Origin of the sequence: Pasteurella canis, assembly GCF_900454865.1 — a bacterium.
Taxonomy (GTDB): domain Bacteria; phylum Pseudomonadota; class Gammaproteobacteria; order Enterobacterales; family Pasteurellaceae; genus Pasteurella; species Pasteurella canis.
The window spans coordinates 1,658,374-1,680,115 of the sequence record NZ_UGTV01000015.1 but is presented as its reverse complement, the minus strand read 5'-3'; the positions used below and the strand labels follow the sequence as shown (position 1 = coordinate 1,680,115).

The window sequence follows — 21,742 nt, the reverse complement described above, 5'->3', positions numbered from 1 at the left end:
GAGGTAGGAAAATGTCTCGTGTTGCAAAAGCACCTGTTAGTATTCCTGCCGGTGTTGAGGTAAAACTCAACGGTCAGTTATTAACAGTTAAAGGAAAAAATGGTGAGTTATCTCGTACCATTCATGACACAGTTGAAGTTAAACAAGATAATAACGAATTAACCTTCTCTCCTCGTGAAGGTATTGTTGGTGCTGATGCTCAAGCAGGAACTGCTCGTGCATTAGTGAATGCAATGGTTATCGGTGTTACTGAAGGCTTCACTAAGAAGTTACAATTGGTGGGTGTTGGTTATAGAGCACAAATGAAAGGCAATGCAGTTGCTTTAAGTTTAGGTTTTTCTCACCCTATTGAACACGTTTTACCTGCAGGTATTACAGCAGAATGTCCATCTCAGACTGAAATTGTGTTGAAAGGTGCGGACAAGCAATTAATCGGCCAAGTCGCTGCAGATATTCGTGCTTATCGCCGTCCTGAGCCTTATAAAGGTAAAGGGGTACGTTACGCTGATGAAGTGGTACGTATCAAAGAGGCTAAGAAGAAATAATTAAGGTAACACTATGGATAAGAAATCAGCTCGTATCCGTCGTGCAGCACGTGCACGTCATATGATGAAAGAGCAAGGTGTAACTCGTTTAGTTATACACCGTACTCCACGTCATATTTATGCACAAGTAATTGCACCGAACGGTTCAGAAGTTCTTGCCGCTGCTTCAACTGTTGAAAAAGTAATTAGTGAGCAAGTGAAATATACCGGAAATAAAGATGCAGCAGCAGTAGTAGGAAAAGTTGTTGCAGAGAGAGCATTAGCAAAAGGCGTCAAAGACGTTGCTTTTGATCGTTCTGGTTTTAAATATCATGGTCGTGTCCAAACTTTAGCGGACGCTGCCCGTGAAGCTGGTCTACAGTTCTAATAGAGGTAATTTCAGATGGCAAACATCGAAAAACAAGCTGGTGAACTGCAAGAGAAGCTAATCGCGGTAAACCGTGTATCAAAAACTGTTAAAGGTGGTCGTATCATGAGCTTTACTGCATTGACTGTAGTAGGTGATGGTAATGGTCGCGTTGGTTTTGGTTATGGTAAAGCGCGCGAAGTTCCAGCAGCGATCCAAAAAGCGATGGAAAAAGCACGTCGCAATATGATCAATGTAGCTTTAAATGAAGGTACATTACAACACCCGATTAAAGGTTCACATACTGGTTCTCGTGTATTTATGCAACCAGCTAGCGAAGGTACAGGTATCATCGCGGGCGGTGCAATGCGTGCAGTATTAGAAGTTGCAGGTGTACGTAACGTTCTTTCTAAAGCATACGGTTCAACTAACCCAATTAACGTTGTTCGTGCAACAATTGATGCACTTGCAAATATGAAATCACCAGAAATGGTTGCTGCAAAACGTGGCAAAACCGTTGATGAAATCTTGGGGTAATTGATGATGGCTAAAACTATTAAAGTAACTCAAGTACGTAGTTCTATTGCTCGTTTACCGAAGCATAAAGCTACATTACGTGGCCTTGGTCTTCGCCATATGCATCATACTGTTGAGCTAATTGATACTCCAGCAGTACGTGGTATGATTAATCAAGTTTCATACATGGTTAAAGTGGAGGAGTAAAAGAATGCGTTTAAATACTTTGTCACCAGCTGAAGGTGCAAAACATAGCGCTAAACGCTTAGGTCGTGGTATTGGTTCTGGTTTGGGTAAAACTGGTGGTCGTGGTCACAAAGGTCAAAAATCTCGTACAGGCGGTGGAGTTCGTCGTGGTTTCGAGGGTGGTCAAATGCCTTTGTACCGTCGTTTACCAAAATTTGGTTTTACTTCAATGAAATCGGCATTAACTGCTGAAGTCCGTTTGAATGATTTAACTAAAGTTGAAAACGGTGTAGTTACCTTAGAATCTTTAAAAGCTGCTAACATACTTACTAAAGATATTCAGTTTGCTAAAGTAATTTTAGCTGGTGAACTTAATAGTGCTGTAGTTGTACGCGGTTTACGTGTGACTAAAGGTGCTAAAGCAGCAATTGAAGCTGCTGGCGGTTCAGTTGAGGAATAATAAATAAATGGCTAAGCAACCAGGTTATCAAAGTAGAAGTACCCAAAGCGGTACAGGTGAACTTAAAAGCAGATTATTATTTGTATTAGGTGCACTTATCGTTTTCCGTATTGGTTCTTTCATTCCGGTTCCTGGTATTGATGCGGCTGTGTTAGCTCAATTAATTGAACAACAAAAAGGCACCATTATAGATATGTTTAACATGTTCTCTGGTGGTGCATTGAGCCGTGCGTCTATTTTTGCGTTAGGTATCATGCCTTACATTTCGGCATCGATTATCATCCAATTATTAACAACGGTTCATCCTGCTCTTGCAGAATTGAAAAAAGAGGGTGAAGCTGGTCGTCGTAAAATCAGTAAGTATACTCGTTATTCAACGTTAGTACTTGCAACGTTACAGGCTGTTGGTATTTCTACCGGTCTTCCTAATATGTTACCTGGATTAGTACCTAATTTAGGCTTTGGTTTTTATGTCACTGCAGTTATTAGCCTTGTCACAGGAACAATGTTCTTGATGTGGCTAGGTGAGCAGATTACAGAGCGTGGTATTGGTAACGGAATCTCTTTAATTATTTTTGCTGGTATTGTTGCAGGGTTACCATCAGCAATTGGTCAAACTATTGAGCAAACCCGCCAAGGTCAAATGCATCTATTAGTTCTCTTATTGATCGCAGTTATTGTGTTTGCGGTTACATATTTTGTAGTCTTTGTTGAGAGAGGCCAAAGAAGGATTAAAGTTGAATATGCTAAACGTCAGCAAGGTCGCCAAATACTTGGTGGTCATTCAACGCATTTGCCATTAAAGGTCAATATGGCAGGTGTAATTCCAGCGATTTTTGCATCAAGTATTATTTTATTCCCTGCTACATTAGTGCAGTGGTTAGGTGAAGGTTCTAGTCTAGAGTGGTTAACTAAGTTATCTATGTTACTACATCCAGGGCAACCATTATATTTGCTTGTGTATGCTGTTGCGATTATCTTCTTTAGCTTTTTCTATACCGCAATGCAATATAATCCTCGTGATACAGCGGATAATTTGAAAAAATCTGGTGCATTTATACCAGGGATTAGACCAGGTGAACAAACATCACGTTATATTGATAAAATTATGACTCGCTTAACATTGATTGGCGGTCTATATATCACGTTTGTATGTTTAGTTCCTTATATTATGACGTCAGCTTGGAATGTACAATTCTATTTTGGTGGTACATCTTTACTGATTGTTGTTGTTGTAATTATGGATTTCATCGCTCAGGTTCAGAGTCATTTGATGTCGACAAAATATGAATCTGCGTTGAAGAAAGCAAACCTTAAAGGTTTCGGACAATAATTTGTCCAATTAAATAAAAGGGATAAGCAATGAAAGTTCGTGCTTCCGTTAAGAAATTATGTCGTAACTGTAAAATTGTTAAGCGTGAAGGTGTTGTTCGTGTCCTTTGTAGCGACCCTAAACATAAACAACGTCAAGGTTAATTGATATTTTTTCTTGCAAAGAACCAGTTGAGCAGTTATACTGCTCAGCTCATTTATGTCCTTGGTACTTTGTTTGAGTATCCTGAAAACGGGCTTTTCAAGATCAAAGTATCAAATTTGTTAAAATAATAGGAGTGCATAGTGGCCCGTATTGCAGGCATTAACATTCCTGATCATAAACACACTGTAATCGCTTTAACTGCAATTTATGGTATCGGTAAAACTCGTGCGCAAGCTATTTGTGCAGCTACGGGTATTGCTGAAGATGTTAAGATCAGCGAATTGTCTGAAGAGCAGATTGATAAACTGCGTGACGAAGTTGGTAAATTTACCGTTGAAGGTGACTTACGTCGTGAAGTAACACTAAACATCAAACGTCTATTAGACTTAGGTTGTTATCGTGGTTTACGTCATCGTCGTGGTTTACCGGTACGTGGTCAACGTACTAAAACTAATGCGCGTACCCGTAAGGGTCCTCGTAAGCCGATCAAGAAATAAGTCGGGGTAAGGTAAAATGGCTAAAACACCAGTTCGTGCACGTAAACGTGTAAAAAAACAAGTTGTAGATGGCGTAGCACATATTCACGCATCTTTCAATAATACAATCGTTACTATTACTGACCGTCAAGGCAATGCTCTAGCATGGGCTACTGCTGGTGGTTCAGGTTTCCGTGGTTCTCGTAAATCTACCCCGTTTGCTGCACAAGTTGCTGCAGAACGTTGTGCTGAAGTTGTAAAAGAATTCGGCTTAAAGAACTTGGAAGTTATGGTGAAAGGACCTGGTCCTGGTCGTGAGTCTACTATTCGTGCATTAAATGCAGCGGGTTTCCGTATTACGAATATTACTGATGTGACTCCGATTCCTCATAACGGTTGTCGTCCACCGAAAAAACGTCGTGTTTAATGGCGTTATAGGATAGTTGGAGAAAGAAAATGGCAAGATATTTGGGCCCTAAACTCAAGCTAAGCCGTCGTGAAGGTACTGACTTATTCCTTAAGTCAGGTGTGCGCGCGATTGAATCAAAATGTAAAATTGATACCGCTCCAGGTCAACATGGTGCTCGTAAACCACGTTTATCTGATTATGGTAGTCAATTACGTGAAAAACAAAAAGTTCGTCGTATTTACGGTATCTTAGAACGTCAATTCCGTAATTATTATAAAGAAGCGAACCGCTTAAAAGGTAATACTGGTGAAAACTTACTAGTGTTATTGGAAGGTAGATTGGATAACGTTGTTTATCGCATGGGCTTTGCTGCAACTCGTGCTGAAGCTCGCCAATTGGTGAGTCATAAGGCGATTGTTGTAAATGGTCGTGTTGTTAATATCCCATCATTCCAAGTTTCAGTTAATGATGTTGTTGCTGTTCGTGAGAAATCTAAAAAACAAGCACGTATTAAAGCATCGTTAGAATTAGCAGAGCAAAGAGAAAAACCAACATGGTTAGAAGTTGATACTGCTAAAATGGAAGGTGTGTTCAAACGTGTTCCTGAACGTTCTGATTTATCAGCAGACATTAACGAACATCTGATCGTTGAGCTTTACTCTAAATAATAAATAGTTAAAGCTTAGAAGCAAAGAGAGGATAAAATGCAGGGTTCTGTTACAGAATTTTTAAAGCCACGCTTAGTTGATATTGAGCAAATTAGCTCAACTCATGCTAAAGTGATCTTAGAACCGTTAGAGCGTGGATTTGGCCACACTTTAGGTAATGCATTGCGTCGTATTCTTCTATCTTCAATGCCAGGTTGTGCTGTAACTGAAGTAGAAATTGATGGCGTATTGCATGAATATAGCAGTAAAGAAGGTGTTCAAGAAGATATTCTTGAGGTTCTTCTAAACTTAAAAGGCCTAGCGGTTAAAGTTCAGAATAAAGATGATGTATTTCTGACATTAAACAAATCTGGAATTGGCCCTGTTGTTGCAGCTGACATCACCCATGATGGAGATGTTGAAATCGTAAATCCTGAGCATATTATCTGCCATTTGACTGATGATAACGCATCTATTAATATGCGTATTCGTGTGCAACGTGGTAGAGGTTATGTACCAGCATCAGCTCGTGTGCATGCTCAAGATGAAGAAAGACCAATTGGTCGTCTATTAGTAGATGCTTGTTATAGCCCAGTAGACCGTATTGCTTACAATGTTGAAGCTGCACGTGTTGAACAGCGTACTGACTTAGATAAACTTGTTATTGAGTTAGAAACAAATGGCACTATTGATCCAGAAGAAGCAATTCGTCGTGCAGCAACAATTTTAGCAGAGCAACTAGATGCATTCGTTGATTTGCGTGATGTTCGTCAACCAGAAGTTAAGGAAGAGAAACCAGAATTCGATCCAATTCTGTTACGTCCTGTTGATGACTTAGAGTTGACAGTTCGTTCTGCTAACTGTTTGAAAGCAGAAACAATTCACTATATCGGTGATTTAGTACAGCGTACTGAAGTTGAATTATTAAAAACACCTAATCTTGGTAAGAAATCACTTACTGAAATTAAGGATGTTCTCGCTTCGCGCGGCTTGTCACTAGGTATGCGCCTTGAGAATTGGCCACCAGCAAGTATTGCTGAAGACTAGTTTGGTCATAGGTTAAAGATTTTTCTGAGAAGGATAAGGTCATGCGCCATCGTAAGAGTGGTCGTCAACTAAACCGTAATAGCAGCCATCGCCAAGCGATGTTCCGTAATATGGCAAGCTCTTTAGTTAGTCACGAAATTATCAAGACTACATTGCCAAAAGCTAAAGAATTACGTCGTGTAGTTGAACCGTTAATTACATTAGCAAAAGTAGATAGCGTTGCAAATCGTCGTTTAGCTTTTGCTCGTACACGCAACATTGAAACTGTTGCTAAATTATTCAATGAATTAGGTCCACGTTTTGCTCAACGTGCAGGTGGTTACACCCGTATTTTGAAATGTGGTTTCCGTGCTGGCGATAATGCACCAATGGCTTATATTGAGTTAGTTGATCGTCCAGATGTAGCAACTGAAGAAGCTGCTGCTGAATAATTGATTTTAAATAAGTTGATTTTATAGCTTATAAATTTTTAGATAAAACCCACTAGTTTTTAGTGGGTTTTCTTTTTTTATTGTGATTTTTTAAACGATTATTGTAATTATCTATAGATAATATTTATTGGTACTAATTATCATCTAAAAGAGCACTTAGTTATAAGTCTTGTGAACATTAATGTTGAAGTAAGATAAATTTTTAAGGGACTAAATTATTTAGGTTATTGTCCCTTTGATTTTGCTTATTAACGTAGAGGGAGGTTATCTACAAGTTTAGCAAAACTTTCGAAAGTTTGACCGCACTTTATCTATCGGATAGTCTTAAAGTTGATGTGATTTACATATTTCTTGAGTTAGAGAGTATTTATTGATTCTAACGCTCATCAATTCCCTTCAGTAAGTATCCTCCATTGATATCACATACGCTACGAAAACCAACATTTGTGATTTGATAACTATACGTATCTACCATACTATCGTAATCAAAATTTTCATGGTGGTGACCATGAAAAATATGGCGTACATTCATTTTATATGCAAGTTCATTTATTACACTAAAACCTGAAGGGTGAGGTCTAGGAGCCTCATGACAGATCAAAATATCTGCTTGCATTTTTTCTAAAGTTTCTATGTCTGAAGGAAAAATAGATGTACGATGACGTAATGGAATACCTCCTCGCCAAATTTTTTCTTGTGAACAGTATTGACAATAATGAATAGGGTCAAAAAAGAGAGGTTTGTTTGGTGGCATCCAAATTTGTCCTCGAAAGACACCACCTAAACCTGCAATACGTTTACCTTGTATTTCAGTGACTCTGCCGTGTAAGTTGCGTGATTGCCAGTCGCTTTCCCAAATTGCCTCAAATGCAGATATAGTTTTACTGTCATGATTGCCATGGATGAACCAGAGATCACAATGTTGTGCTAATTTTTCTAATTCGTGAGGTGTAGTGAGTTGTAAGTCACCTAATATAATAAGTGCAACATTTTGTTGTGCTTGTATAAAGGGATATAGGTGATCAAAACTACCATGTGGATCACCTGCGAATAAAATCATACCTCTTCCTCAAAAATTGATTGAATATTGTGCTCATTTGTGTGTAAAGGCAATTCTTCTTCATTTAAGATCTTTTCAACAATTTTTTTTACTTGATTATAGCGTTCTAAATAGCTTGGTGACTCAATTTCGATATAAGGCACATTGTATTTATCAAGCAGTTTTTTCAATAATAATTGAAAGCGTTGACGTTGTTTTTGATTACCTAAGCTGCGTAAACCATCATTAACCCATTTTGTATTATTATTGAGCAGAATAGTAACATCAAATGGATATTCTTTTATCATAGAGTCTAAAAATGGGTGTGCTTTGCCTTCATATTGAATACAAAAAGCTTGAGTCGTAATAAAATCAGTATCAATAATTGCAACTTTGTGTGCATGGCGTACAGCATAGTCAATATAGCGTTGATGACCTAGTGCCATTTGTGGATAGTCAGAATATTGCATGGCTTGCTCATCACCACCTAATTTTTCAAAAACAAATTCGCGTCCATATTCCCAAGCTGATGTTGTATTAAAGACAGTTGCTAGCTTATTAACTAGTACGGTTTTACCGCTACTTTCACCACCTAAAATCGCAATAGTTTTAGCGAAGAAAGGACGAACTTCTTTTGGAATGAATTTCCAATAATGGAACGGATTATTACGAATTTTTGTTGCAGATACATTAAAGAATTGACGTTGTGGATCAACTAATATGACTTCCAAGCCTAAATATTTTTCATAAGGTGCTTTATCTTGAACTTCACTACTAAAAACAATACTTGGCATAAAGTTTTTTTCTTTAAAAAGTAGTTTGACTTGTTCTGCCCATGCCTGCCAGCCATTTGGGTAGCTTGGAATGCCATCTTCGATGAGATGATGGATAAATATTTGGTTTTTCTGATATTTGAAAATTTGTTGCATCCAACGTAAGCGGTCTTGTACTGTTGGCATACGCTTCATTTTACTATCATAGAACAGTTTTAAATCTCTTTCAGTATCACTACATACAATAATGTGGATTTCATCTACTTTACTGAACGCCTCATAGATCATATTAATATGACCTGTATGTACAGGATAAAATTTGCCGAAAATGACACCTACTTTTTTATTATTAGGTTCCGTAATTTGTAGCACTTTATGTAACGCACTGAGTTTTGTTGCACTTGGATTCTTTATTTTTCCACTTACCAGTTGATTAAAATAAGCACGTGTAATATTTGCCTGTTGACAAATATCGTTTACCTTTAAGTTTAATTGTTTGCGTTTTTGTTGTAAGTAGGCAAAAGAAGACATAATTTATTCCTTGTGATAAGTGAGAAATGCTATCAAAACAAATCGTACGTTGAATTTCTTTGAGAGCAATAAAAATTAAGGTAATGCCTTTTGATCTAATAATTCATTAACACGCTGTTCAAGCTCCGCAAGCTTTTCACGTGTTCGCATTAGTACTTGAGTTTGTACATCAAATTCTTCTCGAGTCACTAAATCTAATTTTGATAATTGTGCTTGTAATGTTTGTTTTAATTTTGCTTCTGCATCTTGACCTAATTCTTTAATACCTTGTGGTAGTGAATCTTGGATTTGTTGTATAACTTGCTCTATTTTTTTAGGGTTTAGCATAATGACCTCATATTGGGGAAAATTTTATCTATTGTATGTAATCTTGTAGCAAATAAAAACATTTTTTCAAGATTAAGTTTGCGTTATACTATACATGCATTCTCAGGGCAGGGTGAAACTCCCTACCGGTGGTAAATGTTTTATTTAGCATAAGCCCACGAGCGTTTGTTATTCACATAAAAATAACAAAGTCAGCAGATTTGGTGTAAATCCAAAGCCGACAGTATAGTCTGGATGAAAGAGAATAGGCAGGTTTTGAAAATAAATCCTGTCTTTTTTGTTTGTTTAAGATTTTCTTAGCCACATAATTTTTCTCATCAGCCCTGATTCTGGTATTTAACTCTCTCTATATTTCAAGGAATTTACTATGAATCAGTCAATTTTATCTCCTTTTGGTGACGCAGAAACGCGTGTTGTTGCTGCTATTGAGGCTTTTAAACAAGGTAACGGCGTTTTAGTATTAGATGATGAAGATCGGGAAAATGAAGGAGATTTGATTTTTCCAGCAGAAACCATCAATGCTGAACAAATGACAATGTTGATTCGTTATGGCAGTGGAATTGTTTGTCTTTGTCTAACAGAACAATTGTGCCAAGCGCTAGATTTACCACCAATGGTACAAGATAATACCAGTGTTAATAAAACCGCATTTACAGTAACAATTGAAGCGGCTAAAGGTGTAGCAACAGGTGTATCAGCTAAAGATCGTGTGACTACCATTAAAGCAGCAGTTGCTGATGGCGCAAAACCAAATGACTTAAGCCGCCCCGGACATATTTTCCCATTACGAGCTGTCGAAGGGGGAGTATTAAGTCGTCGTGGACACACTGAGGCCTCTGTAGATTTAGCACGTTTAGCTGGCTATAAAGGTGCAGGTGTGATTTGTGAAATTACGAATGATGATGGTTCAATGGCGAGAGCACCTGAAATCGTCGAATTTGCTCATAAATTTGGTTTTCCTGTTGTGACTATCGAAGATTTAGTAGCGTATCGTCAAAAACATAATGTATAAGTTTATATAAATTAGTTGATAAAAATACCTGTGTAAATTGCTAGCACAGGTATTTTTTTATTAAGAAAGTCTTCTCTCATATTATTTAGCTATAGTCGTTTGTATGAAAGTCAGGCAATTAGGATTTTGAGCTTCATTCAGTAAAATGAATAAGGATGTATTAATGTCTCTCTTTACTGCTGATTCAAGGTTTTAGGTCTTGAAGAGGAGCGATTCGTCTAGATTAAAGAAAAACAATGATAGTCTGGTAGAGAGGGATATTCTTGATGATTTGTTATAAAGATTTAACGAATTGTACGTTCTTAATAAAAGAGCAGTTAATATTATAAACATATTAACTGCTCTTTTGCTTTATTAATTTGTTTTTAGTTTATTCCAATATTTTTCATAAATATCTACAGCTTTGCCTACATCTGCTTGCATAATTCCTTTTTGTATTTCTTCAGCGGGTGGGAATAAAACGGGATTATTGACCATTTCAGGTGACAATAATGCTTTTACACCTTCATTAGGCATAGAAAATCCCATTCGCTCAATTACAATTTTGGCATTCTCTGGGCGTAATAGGAAGTCAATAAATTGATAGGCTCCTTCAACATTTTTTGCTGTTTTAGGAATAGCATAATTGTCCATCCAGAAAACAGCGCCTTCTTTTGGATAGATGAATTGAAGATTTGGATTTTCTTTGTTACCTAAATACGCAGAACCATTCCAGATCATACCCAATGCTACTTCACCTTGAACATAAGGGACCTCAGGAGAGTCAGAGTTAAAGACAAGAACATTTGGCATCAACTTTACTAGGTGCTCATAAGCTGCTTTAATTTCACTTTCTTTAGTCGTATTTGGCGATTTACCATTTAATAATAAAGCAATATGAAAGACTTCACGTGCGTCACTTGTTAACAACACTTTACCTTTATATTCTGCCTTCCATAAATCTGCCCAACTTGTGATATTTTGTGGATCGATCTCTTCAATGTTGATACCAATACCAGTTAATCCATAGATATATGGTAGGGAATATTGGTTATTTGGATCAAAGTCTTTGTTTAATAAATGGGAAGGTATTTGATGGAAATTACTTAATTTAGTATGGTCTATTTTTTGTAGCATACCTTCTTTTACCATTTTATTAATGTAATAACTGGATGGAAAGACTAAATCATAAGCGTTATTTTTAGATAACAATTTTAGTTTTGCGTACATTTCCTCATTACTTTCAAAAGTAGAGTAAATGACTTCAATACCTGTTTCTTTAGTAAAATTTGCAATTAGATTGGAAGGTATATAGTCGGTCCAGTTATAGACATAGAGTTTTTGGGCAGCAAAAGTGGTGTGAGTGAAGAATAAGACAGCAGTTAACATCAGTGATTTGATCACATTACTAAAAAGTCTTTTCAATTTTTAGTCCCCCAAAGTCCGAAGACAGTAAAGTGCGGTTAAAAATAGACGGATTTCAATACGTTAATCCGCATGAATACAAAGTTAAAAACCTCACTCTTGAGTATAACAAATTTTATAACTTGATTGAATTAAATTGACATCTTGTTAAGTAAGAGTAAACTGCCCAAAATTTTCATTACCAATCCATTTTATGTTGAAGTTTTCTCATCAAGAGCATATCCAATCTTATTATACTGATACACGTCATCTTCATTTCACTTTACCTACATTGACACAGCGTAAATCAGCAGATGTTTGTGTTATAGGAGCGGGTTTTTTTGGTTTATCTGCCGCCCTTGAACTTGCAGAACAAGGGAAAAAAGTGATTGTGTTAGAGGGTGCTCGTGTGGGATTTGGTGCGTCAGGGCGTAATGGTGGGCAAGCGATTAACGGTTTCGAAGAAGACATTAGTGATTATATTGATGCGGTTGGTTTTGAAACCGCTAGTAAGTTATGGCAAATGTCATTAGAGGCATTGGCTATTATTGACGAACGTATTACCAAGTATGCTATTCAATGTGATTGGCAGCGAGGCTATGCAACATTAGCCTTAAATCATCGTCGGATGGATGATTTAATTGCGACCGAAAAAGCTTGTAGAGAACTTTTTGGTTATAGTCAGATGACTTTGTGGGATAAAACAAGATTAAGCGAGAATTTAGGTAGTGATATTTATACTGGAGCATTGTTTGATCCAAACTCAGGTCATTTACATCCACTGAATTATTGTTTAGGACTTGCACAAGCTTGCTTAGACTTGGGTGTTGAAATTTATGAACATTCGCCTGTCGTGGATTTGCGTGCAGGTAAATCTAAAGTCAAAGTTAGTACTGATCAAAGCTCAGTTATTGCAAAGGACGTTGTATTGGCAACAAATGCTTATATTAGTGTCTTACCTAAAACTATACATCGTGGGATTGCACGTAAAATTTTACCTATTGAAAGTTTTATTATTGCTACTGAGCCTTTAACGAATGAAATGGCAGATAGTTTGATTCGTAATCGTATGTCAGCGTGTGATAATAACTATTTCTTAGATTATTATCGTTTGAGCGCAGATAATCGCCTGTTATTTGGTAGTGATTCAAGTCCTGGGTTAGATATGAAAACTGTGATGCGTTGTAATATGCTACATGTTTTCCCCCAATTAGAAAATGTCAAAATAGAATATGGTTGGGGTGGACCAATTGATATGACATTAAATTCGAATCCACATGTTGGACGTATCGCACCAAATATTTATTTTGCACAAGGCTATTCAGGTCATGGTGTTGCATTAACTGGGTTAGCTGGACGTATTATAGCTGAAGCAATACTGGGTAATGATGAACGTTTATGTGTGTTTGAAAAATTGAAGGTGCCGACAATATATGGTGGTAAGTTAATACAAAAAACTGCTTTATTTATTGGGAGCAGTTATTATCGGTTTTTGGATAAATATCGTTAAGAGAAATAAAGAAAATAACGGGTGAATTGTGATACTTTTCACCTTTTTTATTTTAAGGGCTATTGCTTTTATAGGTTTTGCTTTATGCTAGCGTTGTTTTTTGCTTAGGAGATAAGCAATAAAAATGAATAAAAAGCATTCTGCTTTTGTATTATATTTTAACTACTATTTTTAAAAGGTAAACTAAGACATTGGAACAAGTTACTTTAATCTCTGATGCGGCAGCAACAACAACATTCGCTGAAAATACGGTGCGTGAAGTCTGTAATATTAATTATTGGGGGATGCGCTATTATAATGTAGATGAAAAAGGTGATATTTTTGTATGCCCTGATCCTGATAAACCACAAAATCGTGTTTCTTTAGCTATGCTAGCAGACAAAGTCCAGCAAGAGCAAGGTGCTCATTTACCTACTTTGTTTTGCTTTCCACAAATTATTCAACATCGTTTACGCTCAATTAATTTGGCATTTAAACGTGCTCGTGAAGATTTTGGTTATGAGGGAAATTATTTTCTCGTATATCCAATTAAAGTAAATCAACATCGTCGAGTCGTCGAGTCTTTAATAAATTCTGGTCAACCATTAGGTTTAGAGGCAGGTTCAAAAGCTGAATTGATGGCAGTATTAGCGCATGCTGGTGTCACTCAAACTGTCATTGTGTGTAATGGTTATAAAGATCGCGAATATATTCGTTTTGCACTGATGGGAGAGAAACTTGGGCATAAAGTATATTTGGTGATTGAAAAACTCTCTGAAATCCAATTAGTCTTGGAAGAAGCAGCTAAAATGCAAGTGAGGCCACGTTTAGGGGTGCGTGCACGCTTAGCTTCGCAAGGTTCAGGTAAATGGCAATCTTCAGGCGGGGAAAAGTCTAAATTTGGCTTATCTGCATCCCAAGTATTAGATCTTGTACAGATGTTAAAAAAACATGCTTGTTTAGACTGTTTACAACTTTTACATTTTCATTTGGGCTCACAACTCGGCAATATTCGTGATGTGGCGACAGGTGTACGTGAAAGCGCACGTTTTTATGTTGAGTTACATAAACTCGGTGTAAACATTCAATGTTTTGATGTAGGTGGCGGTTTAGGTGTCGATTATGAAGGTAATCGTACACAATCCGATTGCTCGGTAAATTATGGTTTAAATGAATATGCAGATACCGTGGTGTGGGGGATTGGTCAGGCTTGCCGTGAACATGGGTTACCGCATCCAACGATTATTACTGAGTCTGGGCGTGGGGTTACAGCTCATCACGCAGTCTTAGTGTCGAATGTAATTGGTATTGAACGCTATAAGCCAGAACTATTAGATGCACCAGATAAAGATGCGCCTAGTGTATTACAGAGCATGTGGGAAACTTGGATAGATATTAAATCATCACGTGAAAAACGCTCATTACGTAGCTGGATTCATGAAAGTCAGTTTGATTTATCTGATGTTCATAATCAGTATAATGTTGGTCTTTTAAATCTTGAACAGCGTGCTTGGGCTGAACAACTTTATTTGAATATTTGTCATGAGGTCGGGCAGTTATTTAATGAAAAACATCGTTCTCATCGTACCATTATTGATGAACTGCAAGAGCGATTTGCCGATAAATTGTATGTTAATTTCTCTTTATTTCAGTCGTTACCTGATGCGTGGGGGATTGATCAGTTATTCCCTGTTTGCCCAATTTCAAATTTAAATCAACCTGTAAGTCGTCGAGCTGTTTTGTTAGATATTACTTGTGATTCAGATGGAGCAATTGATCATTATATTGATGGTGATGGTATTACGACGACCATGCCTATGCCACATTATGAAGAAGATAACCCACCCCTTGTCGGTTTTTTTATGGTAGGTGCGTATCAAGAAATTTTGGGAAATATGCATAATTTATTTGGTGATACGAGTACTGTTGATATTTTAGTTGAAGAGAACAACAAAGTGCGTATTGTGGATTATGACGAGGGTAATACGGTTGCAGATATGTTGCAGTATGTATATCTTGATCCGAAGAAGTTGCTGGCTCGTTATCGTGAGCAAATTGAACATTCAAGCTTACCTGCTTCAGAGGCAATTCAGTTCTTAAAAGAACTTGAGACAGGGTTAAATGGCTATACTTATTTAGAAGAAGAGTAATTCATCAAAAGTGCGGTCACTTTTTGAAAAGTTTGACAGTACTTTTTGAGTTAAATAGGAACAACTATGTACAATACATTACACAATAAAGAAGATATTTCATTAGTATCAAATAATTTTGGCTTTTTGCGTTTACCTGTTCAGTTTAATCCAGTGGAAACGGATGCAGAATGGGTGATCACTGGTGTCCCTTTTGATGCGTCTGTCTCAGGTCGAGCTGGCACCCGTTTTGGCGCTGAAGCAATTCGCCGAGCTTCAGTAAATCTTGCTTGGGAGCATTGTCGTTTCCCTTGGGATTTTGATGTGCGTGAGAGATTAAAGATTATTGATTGTGGAGATTTAGTTTATTCGTTTGGAGATAACCAAAACTTTGTTGATGAGTTAGAAGCCCATACAACAGCATTACTTAAGGCGGGTAAACACTGTTTAACTTTAGGTGGTGATCATTTCATTACGTTACCATTGTTACGGGCTCATGCAAAACATTTTGGTAAGTTAGCGATGATTCACTTCGATGCCCATACTGATACTTATGAGAATGGGAGTCACTTTGATCATGGTACGATGTTCTATCACGCGCCGAAAGAAGGTTTAATTGATGCTTCGCATTCTGTTCAAATCGGGATTCGTACCGAGTTCGATCGACGTTTACCTTTTACTGTGCTTTCTGCACCCCAAGTCAATGATGATAGTGTGGAGCAAACTGTGGAAAAAATCAAAGCGGTAGTGGGTGATTTACCTGTATATTTAACCTTTGATATTGATTGTTTAGATCCTGCATATGCGCCTGGCACAGGTACACCTGTTTGTGGTGGCTTAAGCACTGATAGAGCTTTGAAACTGCTACGCGCACTGAAAGAGGTGAATATTGTTGGTATGGATGTAGTTGAAGTTTCTCCTGCCTATGACCAATCCGATATTACCGCTTTAGCAGGTGCGACGGTTGCCCTAGAAATGTTGTATATGCAAGCTTGGAAAAAAGCTTAATCACCTTGTGTTAAAATAATCCACCTTAATTTGCGATGAATCACAGCTATTTTGGTGGATTATTTATTCAATATTAAAGTGCGGTCAGTTTTTGTTGTAATTCCAATTGTTTAAAAGGTTTGACTAAAACAGGGAACTGTTCGGCTTTTTCTAATTGTTCGGTATGACCTGTCATTAATAAAATTTTGACTTGCGGTAAATGAGCTACAACCCATTTTGCTACATCTGTACCAGTGAGTTTCCCAGATAACATGATATCTGACAGTAAATAATCAATAGTTAGACCTTGGTTAAGTAATGCGATAGCTTGTTCACCAGATTCACATAAAACTGCTTGATAGCCTATGGCATGTAATTGTTCCGACAATGTTTCACGCAAACTCGCTTTATCTTCGACTACTAAAATTTGATATTGGATATCAGACATTGTGCAATTTTGTGTTGATGTAAGGGTGTGTGTTGGAGTCTGCTTAGCAATAGGTAGTTGTAAGTGAATCGCGGTACCCTTATTTAAAGTTGAATCAATAGTAACACGACCTTTTGATTGTCGAATAAAGCCATATACCATAGATAAGCCTAAACCGCTACCTCGTCCATTTTGTTTTGTGGTAAAAAAAGGTTCAAATACGCGTTTTTGCGTCTGCTCATCCATACCACAGCCGTCATCAATAATGGATAATTGAACCATATGCTCTTGACGGTGTGTACGTTGTACGTTCAGTTCTGTTGTACGAATAATGATGTTTCCTTCATTATTGAGAGCATCTTTTGCATTGACAATTAAATTGACCAGTGCAGTTTCAAGCTGATTTTTATCAATATAGACTTGTGGTAAATTTTCAGCTAAATCTAACTGCACTTTAATTGTTGGCGGGATGGTATGCTTGATCAGATCATTTAACTCTAAAACAAGTTGATTGATCTCTAAGATAGTTGGATGAAGTGGTTGCTTTCTAGCATAAGCTAATAAACGTTGGGTGAGAGTGGCACTATTTTCTGCTGCTTTTAAAGCACGTTGTAAACGTTTAGCTTGACGTTCGTTGAGTGTCTCAGGATCAATTAAATCCAGATTACCAATAATGACGGCTAAGAAGTTGTTAAAATCATGCGCGATGCCACCTGTTAAATGACCAATCGCACGCATTTTTTGGCTATGTGCAATCTCATTTTCGAGTTTTTTACGCTGTGTACGATCAATCAGAAAAGTTACTAAACCATCTTTTAAAGGGCTCACACGCCATTCCAGCACTTGTTGTCGGCACTCAATTTCAAGTAAATCTTGTGCTTGGCGAATTTTTTTCAATAACGCTAAATCAATTGTTTGTTCACTGCCAATCACTTTCGCTTGCTGAGTATTAAAATACTCAACGAGTGAATGAATACTCAGTTGTTGATGCTGTTGGAAGCACTCCTCTAGTAAGCTTTTGAATTGCGCATTATAAGAGACTAAATTGAGTTGGTTATCAAAAATAGCTAGTCCATCACGCATCGCTAAAAAAGTTTGTTCTAACAACTCACTTTTTTCTTTGAGTAAAGAGTCTGTGTGCTCAAGAGTGATGACATTTTGATGAAAAATATCAAATGTCCGAGCTAAATCACCAATTTCATCTTGCGTTTGTTGTTGAGGTACCGTGACATTTTTATCACCTTGTGACAAACGCTTTAATGCATCTGTAATAGAGTAAAGACGCTTACCAATCAATGAATAAATATATTGAGCGAGAATGATGATTAGTAAAATTGTAAATAGAGAAAATAATAAAATAGAAAGTGAAAATGTCGATAAATGTTGTTGGATTTGTTCCGAATCCACATTCACACTCTGTACTTTCTCTGTTGCTAACAATGTATATTGTTGGTTAATTTGTTGGACCAATGCGTCAATTTGGAACGTTAAAAATTGAATACGTAAATTGATTTGCGCTAATGCTTCTGCATTTTGGATCATGGATGGAAAGAGTTGTTTGAGTTTACTCAACTCGGCATCAATATCAGTAAGTTTATCGATCGTTGGGAAGAATAAAAAGTTCGATTGGATACTGAGAAAGACACTTGTAGAAAAACTACTTTTAGTTGCATCTTCGATTAATTTTTCTACTCGTGTAAGTTGCAACATAAAATCATTGGCTAATTCATGATTTAATGCACTGCGTTTTTCTAATCTTTTGATATGCCTAATATAAAGTAACCCTTGATTTAGCTCGCTAATAATATTGGTATGTAAGACATGGCGATTATGCGTTTGTAACAGTAATTCTTGGACACTTTTACTTAATAAATCAATGTGCTGTACGATATGAGTAAAACGTTGCTCTTGCTTTGATGTCGATTGTTTGGCTTGGGTAAGTAGAGTTTGTAATTGTTCGGCATGCAAAGCAAGTGTTTTAGATTCCTCTTGATATTCTAGTGCACGTGTTGTTTGAGTGAGTCGTTTTGCATATGTGGCGATCTGTGCTGTTTTTACACCTAATGTCATAGAGGAAAACATTTGGTTAAGTGAGCGATCTCGTAAATTAGAGAGGGATTGATAGGTACTGTTTAACCCCATAATTGCTGTCATACTGATCACAATAATCAAAAAAATAGCGGTGATCAAAAAGAGCATTAAACGAAAGCGTACGCTGTAAGGCTTAGTAAAAAAAGATGTTTTCCAATTTTTCATTTTTTAGACCGCACTTGAATTAGGTTGCCATTATTTTAAGCATAACTGACAGAAAAAAAATGACAAATATGAATTGAGTCGTGTTTTTTGTATCGGAAAAAGAAAAACGACCTACTTAATCTTTAAGTAGGTTGATAATATACAGTTCAATGATGAGTGCACCTCTTTTCAGTTTAAATCTGTGGGGGGCAAAGATGATCTTCAGGCGAATTTTACGGTTTTAATGAATTGATAATAATCGTCTGTAGCTGAAAGTAATGGTCAATAAAAAACCTGAGGCAATGCTCAGGTTTTTTATGTATATAGCTGGATTAGACTTCCATTGGTACTTCCATGAGTAAAATCTCGGCATCACTTGATGCAACGATATCTAGGTTATCAGTATCCCATACACCTAATCCATCTCGCTCATTGAGATCAACACCAGCGACATTCGCTTGTCCTTTGATAACAAAGGCATATACACCATTGCCTGCTTTATTTAGCGAGTAATTTTTAGCAATACCTTTATCAAATTTTGCTAGTGAAAACCACGCATCTTGATGAATCCAAACGCCTTCATCATCTGGATTTGGCGATAGAATTTGTTGGAAATCATTTGGTTTTGCGTTATCTGCAATTGTAATTTGTTGATAGCGAGGCTCAACATTACGTTTATTTGGGATAACCCAAATTTGTAAAAATTTTACTGGGATATCTGCGTTCGGATTCATTTCGCTGTGTGTAATCCCTGTACCCGCAGACATCACTTGAATGTCACCATTACGAATAATGCTACCATTTCCCATACTATCTTTATGTGCTAAATCGCCACTTAATGGAATAGAAATAATTTCCATATTATTATGTGGGTGGGTACCAAATCCCATACCCCCTTCAACGAAGTCATCATTAATGACTCTTAATACACCAAAATTAACACGGCTAGGATCATAGTAGTGACCAAAACTAAAAGTATGTCTGCTTTTTAACCAACCGTGATCTGCATTACCACGACTATTTGCTGAGTGATAGATAGTTTTCATTCTTTTTCCCTTAATATTAATTTTTTACCAAAAACGTTGTGTATTATATATTTTCATTTTAGAAGATAAATATATTTATTATTGATTATCTTTAAACTAATAGTAGAAAATTTTACTGGTTTGATATTAGGTAAAGGATATTGATTTATACACTGATGAGCATACTATCTCTAACGAAATTTCGTGATCTCTTTCTCAAAATTGGAAAAAACAAAGAATTATGACAATTATGAATGAGATTAAACATTTTCTATTCATATTCCTATGATTAAATGCAAATATGTTTAATTTAATAGGGATCTATGACAATGGCACAAGTAAATAACAGCTCGCCAGTTCATCCTTTATTAGAAATGAAAGGTATTGCGAAGCGATTCGGGACTTTTTATGCCTTACAAGATGTGGATTTATCCATCTATCGTGGCGAAATTCACGCCCTCATGGGGGAAAATGGGGCTGGTAAAAGTACTTTAATGAAAATTCTCGCGGGTGCTTATACTGCCTCAGCAGGTGAAATTCTGATTGATGGCGAGAGTTTCTCCATTTCATCACCTAAAGATGCTATTAAAGCAGGCATTACTCTCATTTATCAAGAGATTCACCTTTCACCTAATTTGACTGTTGCTGAAAATATTTTTCTTGGCCGTGAAATCAAAAATCTGTTTGGTTTAGATCGCAAAACCATGGCAGAAGAGTCACAAAAAGTTTTAGATCGTTTAGGTGCCCAGTTTTTAGCTACTCAAAAAGTCTCATCTTTAACCATCGCAGAACAACAGCAAGTTGAAATCGCGCGTGCATTGCATCGTAATAGTCGTATTTTAGTAATGGATGAACCAACTGCGGCACTTTCTTCACGTGAAACAGAGCGTTTATTTGAATTAGTTAAAAAGTTACGTGATGAAGGCATGGCGATTATTTATATCAGTCATCGCATGGCAGAAATTTATGAACTTGCTGATCGTGTGAGTGTACTACGTGATGGTAAGTATGTAGGCTCATTAACACGTGAGAATTTAGACTCTGCTACTTTAGTGCAGATGATGGTAGGTCGCCCACTGACAGATTTATTTAATAAAGAAAAAGTGCCTGTTGGTGAAGAGGTGCTACGCGTAGAAAACTTATCAGATGGCAATAAAGTGCAAGATGCTTCGTTAGTCGTCAGAGCGGGTGAAATTATTGGCTTGTCTGGTTTAGTTGGGGCAGGGCGTTCTGAATTAGCGCATTTGTTATTTGGTGTAAAGCAAGCAACTAAAGGAAAAATGTATTTAAGTGGTGGGGAGATTAGTTTTAATTCACCACGTGATGCGATAGCACATCATGTTGCGCTATTACCAGAGAACCGTAAAGAAGAGGGATTATTCCTTGATTTAAATATTCTAAAAAATGTCACGATGGCAACCATTGAGCGCGATGCAACTATGCTGGTGATTGATCAAGCAAAAGGTAAGCAGGCAACACAAGAGGCGATTGAAGGCTTAAAAATGCGTGTGCCAAGTGCAAATGTGAATGTCAGTGGGTTATCTGGTGGTAATCAGCAAAAAGTGCTGCTTTCTCGCTGGGCAGCTATTCATCCGAAGTTGTTCATTATGGATGAGCCGACACGTGGTGTAGATGTTGGTGCAAAAAGTGAGATTTATCGCATGATGATTGAAATGGCCAAGAAAGGTGTTGCTATTTTAATGATCTCCAGTGAATTACCTGAAATCGTGGGTATGAGTGATCGAGTTTATGTGATGAGAGAAGGCTATACTGTTGGTGAGTTGAGTGGTGATGAAATTAATCAAGAGCAAATCATGGCATTTGCTTGTGGTGCTGCTTAACTAA

Annotated in this window: 23 protein-coding genes and 1 riboswitch; of the genes, 17 read left to right on the top strand and 6 right to left on the bottom strand. The window is 37.1% G+C overall.

The features are described 5' to 3' along the window. The first annotated feature begins 11 nt into the window (after positions 1-11). The 12 genes from rplF (at position 12) to rplQ (ending at position 6,540) form a co-directional block, all read left to right on the top strand. Positions 12-545: a 50S ribosomal protein L6 gene (gene rplF / locus DYE19_RS08470; protein ID WP_049214870.1), complete on the top strand. Its 534-nt coding sequence runs from the start codon at positions 12-14 to the stop codon at positions 543-545. A gap of 13 nt (positions 546-558) precedes the next feature. Continuing rightward, positions 559-912: a 50S ribosomal protein L18 gene (rplR, locus tag DYE19_RS08465; protein ID WP_005764306.1), complete on the top strand. Its 354-nt coding sequence runs from the start codon at positions 559-561 to the stop codon at positions 910-912. Positions 913-927: 15 nt separating this feature from the next. Continuing rightward, complete coding sequence (gene rpsE, locus DYE19_RS08460) at positions 928-1,428, top strand: 30S ribosomal protein S5 (protein ID WP_005764304.1); 501 nt, start codon at positions 928-930, stop codon at positions 1,426-1,428. 6 nt (positions 1,429-1,434) lie between these two features. Continuing rightward, positions 1,435-1,614, top strand: a complete 180-nt coding sequence (gene rpmD, locus DYE19_RS08455; protein WP_005543631.1) for a 50S ribosomal protein L30 — start codon at positions 1,435-1,437, stop codon at positions 1,612-1,614. A 4-nt stretch (positions 1,615-1,618) separates the two neighbouring features. Beyond that, positions 1,619-2,053, top strand: a complete 435-nt coding sequence (gene rplO, locus DYE19_RS08450) for a 50S ribosomal protein L15 (protein ID WP_049214871.1) — start codon at positions 1,619-1,621, stop codon at positions 2,051-2,053. Between the two features lie 7 nt (positions 2,054-2,060). Beyond that, positions 2,061-3,386, top strand: a complete 1,326-nt coding sequence (gene secY / locus DYE19_RS08445) for a preprotein translocase subunit SecY (protein ID WP_115323263.1) — start codon at positions 2,061-2,063, stop codon at positions 3,384-3,386. Between the two features lie 29 nt (positions 3,387-3,415). Then, positions 3,416-3,529 carry a 50S ribosomal protein L36 gene (gene rpmJ, locus DYE19_RS08440; protein ID WP_005548767.1) on the top strand — a complete coding sequence of 38 codons (114 nt, stop codon included), beginning with the start codon at positions 3,416-3,418 and terminating at the stop codon, positions 3,527-3,529. 141 nt (positions 3,530-3,670) lie between these two features. After that, positions 3,671-4,027: a 30S ribosomal protein S13 gene (rpsM, locus tag DYE19_RS08435; RefSeq protein ID WP_005717912.1), complete on the top strand. Its 357-nt coding sequence runs from the start codon at positions 3,671-3,673 to the stop codon at positions 4,025-4,027. A gap of 16 nt (positions 4,028-4,043) precedes the next feature. Beyond that, the gene (gene rpsK, locus DYE19_RS08430; protein ID WP_005701868.1) at positions 4,044-4,433 is read left to right on the top strand and encodes a 30S ribosomal protein S11; all 390 of its coding nucleotides are present in this window, start codon (positions 4,044-4,046) and stop codon (positions 4,431-4,433) included. Positions 4,434-4,462: 29 nt separating this feature from the next. Then, on the top strand, positions 4,463-5,083 hold the full coding sequence (gene rpsD / locus DYE19_RS08425) for a 30S ribosomal protein S4 (RefSeq protein WP_049214876.1): 621 nt from the start codon (positions 4,463-4,465) through the stop codon (positions 5,081-5,083). A gap of 36 nt (positions 5,084-5,119) precedes the next feature. Further along, positions 5,120-6,109 carry a DNA-directed RNA polymerase subunit alpha gene (locus tag DYE19_RS08420; protein ID WP_115323262.1) on the top strand — a complete coding sequence of 330 codons (990 nt, stop codon included), beginning with the start codon at positions 5,120-5,122 and terminating at the stop codon, positions 6,107-6,109. Between the two features lie 41 nt (positions 6,110-6,150). Continuing rightward, positions 6,151-6,540 carry a 50S ribosomal protein L17 gene (gene rplQ / locus DYE19_RS08415; protein ID WP_049214880.1) on the top strand — a complete coding sequence of 130 codons (390 nt, stop codon included), beginning with the start codon at positions 6,151-6,153 and terminating at the stop codon, positions 6,538-6,540. Between the two features lie 376 nt (positions 6,541-6,916). Here the strand turns inward: rplQ and DYE19_RS08410 are convergent, their stop codons facing one another. The 3 genes from DYE19_RS08410 to ubiK all read right to left on the bottom strand — a co-directional run bounded on the left by DYE19_RS08410 (position 6,917) and on the right by ubiK (position 9,210). Then, complete coding sequence (locus DYE19_RS08410; protein WP_049214882.1) at positions 6,917-7,600, bottom strand: metallophosphoesterase family protein; 684 nt, start codon at positions 7,598-7,600, stop codon at positions 6,917-6,919. Beyond that, positions 7,597-8,883: a multifunctional transcriptional regulator/nicotinamide-nucleotide adenylyltransferase/ribosylnicotinamide kinase NadR gene (nadR, locus tag DYE19_RS08405; RefSeq protein ID WP_115323261.1), complete on the bottom strand. Its 1,287-nt coding sequence runs from the start codon at positions 8,881-8,883 to the stop codon at positions 7,597-7,599. The genes DYE19_RS08410 and nadR overlap by 4 nt, the downstream gene beginning before the upstream one ends. Before the next feature lie 75 nt (positions 8,884-8,958). After that, positions 8,959-9,210 (bottom strand): ubiquinone biosynthesis accessory factor UbiK, encoded by a 252-nt coding sequence (gene ubiK / locus DYE19_RS08400; protein ID WP_049214884.1) that lies wholly within the window; start codon positions 9,208-9,210, stop codon positions 8,959-8,961. Positions 9,211-9,304: 94 nt separating this feature from the next. Continuing rightward, positions 9,305-9,460: riboswitch (FMN riboswitch) on the top strand. A gap of 117 nt (positions 9,461-9,577) precedes the next feature. On the opposite strand from ubiK, the gene ribB reads away from it, so the two are divergent. Then, positions 9,578-10,222: a 3,4-dihydroxy-2-butanone-4-phosphate synthase gene (gene ribB, locus DYE19_RS08395; protein WP_115323260.1), complete on the top strand. Its 645-nt coding sequence runs from the start codon at positions 9,578-9,580 to the stop codon at positions 10,220-10,222. A 354-nt stretch (positions 10,223-10,576) separates the two neighbouring features. Here the strand turns inward: ribB and DYE19_RS08390 are convergent, their stop codons facing one another. After that, positions 10,577-11,590 carry an extracellular solute-binding protein gene (locus DYE19_RS08390; protein ID WP_397231407.1) on the bottom strand — a complete coding sequence of 338 codons (1,014 nt, stop codon included), beginning with the start codon at positions 11,588-11,590 and terminating at the stop codon, positions 10,577-10,579. A gap of 229 nt (positions 11,591-11,819) precedes the next feature. On the opposite strand from DYE19_RS08390, the gene DYE19_RS08385 reads away from it, so the two are divergent. From DYE19_RS08385 to speB, 3 genes are all read left to right on the top strand, one after another. Then, the gene (locus DYE19_RS08385; RefSeq protein WP_115323258.1) at positions 11,820-13,115 is read left to right on the top strand and encodes an NAD(P)/FAD-dependent oxidoreductase; all 1,296 of its coding nucleotides are present in this window, start codon (positions 11,820-11,822) and stop codon (positions 13,113-13,115) included. A 191-nt stretch (positions 13,116-13,306) separates the two neighbouring features. Next, a complete protein-coding gene (gene speA / locus DYE19_RS08380) occupies positions 13,307-15,244 on the top strand; it encodes a biosynthetic arginine decarboxylase (RefSeq protein WP_115323257.1) in 1,938 nt (645 codons plus the stop codon). Between the two features lie 66 nt (positions 15,245-15,310). Beyond that, positions 15,311-16,231 carry an agmatinase gene (gene speB, locus DYE19_RS08375; protein WP_115323256.1) on the top strand — a complete coding sequence of 307 codons (921 nt, stop codon included), beginning with the start codon at positions 15,311-15,313 and terminating at the stop codon, positions 16,229-16,231. A 73-nt stretch (positions 16,232-16,304) separates the two neighbouring features. Here speB and DYE19_RS08370 read toward each other — a convergent pair whose 3' ends face one another. Next, positions 16,305-18,893: an ATP-binding protein gene (locus tag DYE19_RS08370; RefSeq protein ID WP_115323255.1), complete on the bottom strand. Its 2,589-nt coding sequence runs from the start codon at positions 18,891-18,893 to the stop codon at positions 16,305-16,307. A gap of 311 nt (positions 18,894-19,204) precedes the next feature. Then, positions 19,205-19,918, bottom strand: a complete 714-nt coding sequence (locus tag DYE19_RS08365; RefSeq protein ID WP_049214897.1) for a pirin family protein — start codon at positions 19,916-19,918, stop codon at positions 19,205-19,207. A 308-nt stretch (positions 19,919-20,226) separates the two neighbouring features. Between DYE19_RS08365 and DYE19_RS08360 the strand changes: the two genes are divergently transcribed. After that, positions 20,227-21,738 carry a sugar ABC transporter ATP-binding protein gene (locus DYE19_RS08360; protein ID WP_049214941.1) on the top strand — a complete coding sequence of 504 codons (1,512 nt, stop codon included), beginning with the start codon at positions 20,227-20,229 and terminating at the stop codon, positions 21,736-21,738. Positions 21,739-21,742 lie beyond the last annotated feature (4 nt).